This is a genomic window from Streptomyces sp. NPDC059994 (assembly GCF_042737755.1).
Lineage (GTDB): Bacteria > Actinomycetota > Actinomycetes > Streptomycetales > Streptomycetaceae > Streptomyces.
The window spans coordinates 1-2,348 of the sequence record NZ_JBHWUR010000217.1 but is presented as its reverse complement, the minus strand read 5'-3'; the positions used below and the strand labels follow the sequence as shown (position 1 = coordinate 2,348).

4 protein-coding genes are annotated in these 2,348 nt (G+C 69.1%); 1 reads left to right on the top strand and 3 read right to left on the bottom strand.

Annotation, left to right across the window (positions count from 1 at the left end):
* Positions 1-47: 47 nt before the first annotated feature.
* Positions 48-458, bottom strand: a complete 411-nt coding sequence (locus ACFWA7_RS39890; protein ID WP_385828069.1) for an organic hydroperoxide resistance protein — start codon at positions 456-458, stop codon at positions 48-50.
* Positions 459-574: 116 nt separating this feature from the next.
* Between ACFWA7_RS39890 and ACFWA7_RS39885 the strand changes: the two genes are divergently transcribed.
* A complete protein-coding gene (locus tag ACFWA7_RS39885; protein ID WP_385828067.1) occupies positions 575-1,057 on the top strand; it encodes a MarR family winged helix-turn-helix transcriptional regulator in 483 nt (160 codons plus the stop codon).
* Here ACFWA7_RS39885 and ACFWA7_RS39880 read toward each other — a convergent pair.
* Together ACFWA7_RS39880 and ACFWA7_RS39875 are read right to left on the bottom strand one after the other, a co-directional pair.
* On the bottom strand, positions 1,029-1,751 hold the full coding sequence (locus ACFWA7_RS39880; RefSeq protein WP_385828065.1) for a lysophospholipid acyltransferase family protein: 723 nt from the start codon (positions 1,749-1,751) through the stop codon (positions 1,029-1,031). The two genes, ACFWA7_RS39885 and ACFWA7_RS39880, sit on opposite strands and share 29 nt — an antisense overlap.
* Positions 1,752-1,971: 220 nt before the next feature.
* On the bottom strand, positions 1,972-2,348 hold a 377-nt coding region (locus ACFWA7_RS39875; RefSeq protein ID WP_385828063.1), incomplete at its 5' end, for a substrate-binding domain-containing protein.

Below are 2,348 nucleotides of genomic sequence, written 5' to 3'. Positions count from 1 at the left end.
GACGAGGGTCACCTCGTCGGCCCGGGCTTGTTCGTCGGGGGGAGCCGCTACTCGACGACGAGCTCGACCTCGATGTTGCCGCGCGTCGCCTTGGAGTACGGGCAGTAGGCGTGCGTCGCCTCGACCAGCCGGCGGCCGGTCTCGCCCGCGAGCTCGTCCGGCAGCTCGACACGCATGACGACCGCGAGGCCGAAGCCGGTGTCGTCCTTGCCTATGGAGACCTCGGCGGTGACGGAGACGTCCTTGGTGTCGACCTTCATCTGACGGCCGACCGCTCCCATGGCGCTGGCGAAGCAGGCCGCGTACCCGGCGGCGAAGAGCTGCTCCGGGTTGGTGCCCTCGCCGTTTCCGCCGAGCGCCGGGGGCATGGCCAGGGGGAGGTCGAGCCGGCCGTCCGAGCTCACGGCCCGGCCCTCGCGCCCGTTGGCGGTGGCGGCGGCGGTATACAGCGCGTCCATGGGATGCCTCTTCTTCCGTCCGGTGGTGAGCGGCGGCCGCTCTCTTCCGGTCTAAAGAGTTGCACACAACTTAAGTGCGTGCAACTCAATGATGGGCGACAAGCTACCCTGGTGTCATGAGCTCCTCGTCGACTCCCGCCGCGTCGAACCCGCCCCTGGCGTCCGACGTCGATCTGCTCCGCCTCGACCACCAGGTCTGCTTCTCCCTGCACGCCGCCTCGCGCGCGTTCGGCGGCGTGTACCGGGACGCGCTCAAGGACCTCGGCCTCACCTATCCGCAGTACCTGGTGATGCTGGTGCTGTGGGAGCACGGCCCACAGCCCGTCAAGGTGATCGGTGAGCGGCTGCGGCTCGACTCGGGCACGCTCTCGCCCCTCCTGAAACGGCTGGAGGCGGCGGGCCTGGTGACCCGCGAGCGCAGCGCCGAGGACGAGCGCTCGGTGACGGTCCGGCTCACCGAAGAGGGCTCCGACCTGCGGGAACGGGCGCTTCCCGTGCCCCTGAAGATCCTTTCGGCCACGGGTCTCTCGGTGGCCGAGGTCCTGTCGCTCCAGCAGCTCCTGGGGCGGATCACGACCGCCCTGGACCAGGCGCACTGAAAGCGCCGGGCCGCGCCGCCCACGTCGGCGGCCGGGCCTCGGTCGCGTAGATGTCCACGTACTCCTGCTCGGAGAGTGCCCGGATCGCGTACATGATCTCGTCCGTCACGGCGCGCAGCACCGCGCGCTGGTCGGGCAGGTCCGCGTAGCGGGAGAAGTCGAGGGGCTTGCCGAAGCGGATGGTGACCGGCACCCGGCGCGGCAGCCGCCGGCCGCGCGCCTGGGCCTCGAACGTGCCGATCATCGCGCAGGGGATCACGGGCGCCCCCGACCGCAGCGCCATGGCGGCGACCCCGGCCCTGCCCTTGTACAGCCGTCCGTCGTGCGACCGGGTGCCCTCCGGGTAGATGCCGAGCAGTCCGCCGTCGCGCAGCACCCGTATTCCGGTGTCGACCGCCGCCTGTGCCGCGTCTTTGCCCGAGCGGTCCACCGGGATTTGCCCGACGCCACGGAAGAACGCGGCGGTCGAGCGGCCTTTGACTCCCCGGCCCGTGAAGTACTCCATCTTGCAGAGATAGGTGATGCGCCGCCGGATTGTCACCGGAACCAGGAAGGAGTCGCAGAACGAGAGGTGGTTTCCCGCGATGATCGCGGCGCCGGTGCGCGGCACGTGCTTCAGCCCTTCGACCTTGGGCCGCAGGGGCCACCGCAGCAGTGGCACCAGCACGATGTATTTGAATGCGTAATAGAACACGCCAGTGAGACCCTTTCCCGAGTGACCCCCGCGCCGAGGCACGCTAATAGGGGTCCGAGGTCAGCGGGAGAGGGCCTATTGAGCCAGGCGATGGCGGCCGGAAAACACAATTCCGCTCCGGTTCGGCACCGGAGCGGAGACATTTGCGTTCAGAATGCGGACGTTTGCTGGACGGGGCTGCGCGGGCTTCCCGCGCGGGTGAACGGCCTTGGCGTGGCGGCTACTTCAGGCCCATCGCGTCGCAGGCGTCCTTGACGTTGGGCGTGCAGATCTCGGAGGTCGAGTAGACGCCGTCGCGGATGACCGTCTCCTTGAGGTTGGCCTTGGTGAGGGCCACGATCGGGATGATCATGGAGGGGATGGCCTTCTTCGTGGGGGAGTCGACCGTGGTCTTGGTGATCATGGTCAGCGGCTGGCCCTTGGCGAGGGCGACGGCCATCTGTGCGGCGACCGGGCCCTCTTGGACGTAGGGCTTGTAGACGCTCATGAACTGCTCGCCCATGACGATGCGCTGGACTCCGGCGAGTTCGGCGTCCTGGCCGGTGACCGGGGGAAGCTTGGCGAGGCCGGCCGCCTTGAGGGCGGTGATGATGCCGC